5 protein-coding genes are annotated in these 3,109 nt (G+C 60.3%); all 5 read right to left on the bottom strand.

Features of this window, described 5'->3' with window-relative positions; translation table 11 throughout:
- On the bottom strand, nucleotides 1-476 hold a 476-nt coding region (locus PSV33_RS07120; protein WP_300560180.1), incomplete at its 3' end, for a cbb3-type cytochrome c oxidase N-terminal domain-containing protein.
- A gap of 2 nt (nucleotides 477-478) precedes the next feature.
- A complete protein-coding gene (locus tag PSV33_RS07115; RefSeq protein WP_096663174.1) occupies nucleotides 479-616 on the bottom strand; it encodes a CcoQ/FixQ family Cbb3-type cytochrome c oxidase assembly chaperone in 138 nt (45 codons plus the stop codon).
- A gap of 14 nt (nucleotides 617-630) precedes the next feature.
- Nucleotides 631-1,356: a cytochrome-c oxidase, cbb3-type subunit II gene (gene ccoO / locus PSV33_RS07110; protein WP_300560178.1), complete on the bottom strand. Its 726-nt coding sequence runs from the start codon at nucleotides 1,354-1,356 to the stop codon at nucleotides 631-633.
- Nucleotides 1,357-1,366: 10 nt separating this feature from the next.
- A complete protein-coding gene (ccoN, locus tag PSV33_RS07105) occupies nucleotides 1,367-2,800 on the bottom strand; it encodes a cytochrome-c oxidase, cbb3-type subunit I (RefSeq protein ID WP_300560177.1) in 1,434 nt (477 codons plus the stop codon).
- Between the two features lie 64 nt (nucleotides 2,801-2,864).
- Complete coding sequence (gene ccoS / locus PSV33_RS07100) at nucleotides 2,865-3,002, bottom strand: cbb3-type cytochrome oxidase assembly protein CcoS (protein ID WP_293592817.1); 138 nt, start codon at nucleotides 3,000-3,002, stop codon at nucleotides 2,865-2,867.
- Nucleotides 3,003-3,109 lie beyond the last annotated feature (107 nt).

The following is a 3,109-nucleotide window of genomic DNA, read 5'->3' as shown; positions in this document are numbered from 1 at the left end:
TTGGGGAAACCCTTGCTGCCGCGTGCGTCCGAGCCGTGGCACTGGGCGCAGTTGTTCATGAACAGGCGCTCGCCGACAGCCATGGCCGCGGGGTCGCCAGCCAGTACCTCGGCCGGCTTCGCGGTGAACTGTGCATACAGCGGCTCCAGCTCCTTGTTGGCTTTTTCCACCTCATCGGTATATTCGCCGTGGGTAGTCCAGCCCAACGCACCCTTGTAGCTGCCCAGGCCGGGATAAGCCGCCAGATAGCCAAGACCAAAAATGATGGTCAGCACAAACAGCCACATCCACCATCGCGGCATGGGATTGTTCATTTCCCGCAGGTCCTCGTCCCAGACATGGCCCGTGGTGTTGTCGGCGCTGGGGGCAACCTTCTTGCGCGCCGTGATCCACAGCAGCAGCAGGCAGGCAAGGATACCGACGAGGGTGAAGGCGGTCACATAGACCGACCAGAAATTACCGGTGAAATCGCTCATGATCAATCCTGCTCGAAGGGGATGCGTGCAGCTTCATCGAAGCGGTCACGGTTGTGGCGGGCGTAGGCCCACCATGCAATGCCCAGAAAGGTGGCGAAGCTGGCCAGCGTGGCCAGAATACGCAGGGTGGTGATGTCCATTGGCTGGCTCCTGGTCAGTTGGCAGCAGGTGCTGCAGGCGCCGCTGGCGGAGCCGATGCGCCGGGTGCCCCTGTGGCGGCGCTGCCCCCCACGGTCTTGCCGGCGAAATTGTTGGTCAGAGCCAGGCCCATGCCTTGAAGATAGGCGACCAGGGCGTCCATTTCGGTTTTGCCCTTGACGTCCTCGGCAGATTTGGCGATCTCGGCATCGGTGTAGGGCACACCCACCATGCGCAGTGCCCGCATGCGCGGCGCCATGTCGGCGGCATCAACCAGGTTTTTCTCCAGCCAGGGATAGGCGGGCATATTGGATTCGGGAACCAGATCGCGCGGATTGTTCAGGTGGATGCGGTGCCACTCGTCGCTGTACTTGCCGCCTACGCGATGCAAGTCAGGCCCGGTGCGTTTGCTGCCCCACTGGAAAGGGTGATCGTAGACGAATTCGCCCGCCACCGAATAGTGGCCGTAGCGCAGCGTCTCTGCGCGGAACGGCCTGATCATCTGAGAGTGGCAGTTGTAGCAACCTTCGCGGATGTAGATGTCGCGTCCGGCCAGTTGCAGCGTGTTGTAGGGCTTGACACCAGTAACAGGCTCGGTGGTGGACTTCTGGAAGAACAGCGGCACGATCTCAACCAGGCCGCCGACGGCGACAACCAGAAGGATCAGCACGATCATCAGGAAGTTGTTGGTTTCGACTTTCTCGTGGGAGAAGCCGGCAGAGGTATTTTTGTTATCGCTCATGGGTGTTTCCTCAGGCAGCTTGCGGCGCTGGCACGGGCACGGTGACAGAACGGCCATTGGCCACGGTCATCCAGGTGTTCCAGGCCATCACCGTCATGCCGAACAGGTAAAGCAGGCCGCCGAGCACGCGCACGACGTAGAAGGGATAGGTCGCCTTGACCGATTCGACGAAGGTATAGGTCAGCGTACCGTCGGCATTGAGCGCGCGCCACATCAGGCCCTGCATCACACCGGCGATCCACATCGCGGCGATATAGAACACGATGCCAATGGTGGCGGTCCAGAAGTGCACCTCGATCGCCTTGACCGAGTACATCTTCTTCTGGCCGAACATGCGCGGGATCAGGTAATACAGGGAGCCCATCGTGATCAGCCCGACCCAGCCAAGCGCGCCGGAGTGCACGTGGCCGATCGTCCAGTCGGTGTAATGGCTCAGCGCATTGACGGTCTTGATGGACATCATGGGCCCTTCGAAGGTGCTCATGCCGTAGAAGGACAGCGATACGATCATGAAACGGAGGATCGGGTCGTCGCGCAGTTTGTGCCAGGCCCCCGACAGGGTCATGATGCCGTTGATCATGCCGCCCCAGCTGGGCGCCAGCAGGATCAGCGAGAACACCATGCCGACCGACTGGGTCCAGTCCGGCAAGGCCGTGTAGTGCAGGTGGTGCGGGCCGGCCCACATGTAAGTGAAAATCAGCGCCCAGAAGTGGACGATGGACAGGCGGTAGCTGTAAACCGGCCGTTCGGCCTGCTTGGGAATGAAGTAGTACATCATCCCCAGGAAGCCGGTGGTCAGGAAGAAGCCCACCGCGTTGTGGCCGTACCACCATTGGATCATTGCATCCTGCACCCCGGCGTAGGCGGAATAGGATTTCATCCAGCTGTAAGGCACCTCGGCACTGTTGACCACATGCAGCAAGGCGATGGCCAGAATGAAGGCACCAAAAAACCAGTTGGCCACGTAGATATGACGCACCTTGCGGATGCCGATGGTGCCGAAGAAGACGATGGCGTAGGACACCCACACCAGCGTGATGAGGATGTCGATGGGCCACTCCAGTTCAGCGTACTCCTTGCCTGAGGTGTAACCCATCGGCAGGCTGATCGCTGCCGCCACAATGACAAGCTGCCAGCCCCAGAAAGTGAAGGCGGCCAGTTTGGGCGCAAAAAGCGGCACGCTGCAGGTACGCTGCACCACGTAATAGCTGGTGGCGAACAATCCGCAACCCCCGAACGCAAAAATCACCGCATTGGTATGCAGCGGCCTGAGGCGGCCATAGCTAAGCCAGGGAATACCGAAGTTGAGTTCGGGCCAGGCAAGCTGGGAGGCGATGATCACGCCGACCAGCATGCCGACGACCCCCCAGACCACGGCCATCAGGGAAAACTGCCGAACTACCGTGTCGTGGTAGTGCGCAGCGCGAGCTTGTGGTTCGTTCATGAGTCACCTATTGTCGAGATGTAAGTAGTGTCTCTTCTGGCATCACGGATGCGCTTGATGCAAGTCAATCCGATCGAAGAATGCGCTCGCCTTCGGCTTCCACTGAATCAAACTGGCCGCGCCAGACGGCCCAGGCCAGCGCCACAATAATCAGTAGCGCCAGGCCGACCGACAGGGGAATCAGAAGAAAAAGAATGTCCATGACATCGTCCTGTTATTGCGGCATGCGGGCCAGCCGGGCTGAGTTGAGTACGACCAGCAGCGAACTGGCGGCCATGCCCAGTCCGGCCAGCCAGGGCGGCATGAAGC

The sequence above is a fragment of the Polaromonas sp. genome (genome assembly GCF_029945895.1).
Taxonomy (GTDB): domain Bacteria; phylum Pseudomonadota; class Gammaproteobacteria; order Burkholderiales; family Burkholderiaceae_C; genus Polaromonas.
The sequence above is the reverse complement of the archived record's forward strand: the minus strand, read 5'-3'. Positions and strand labels throughout refer to the sequence as shown.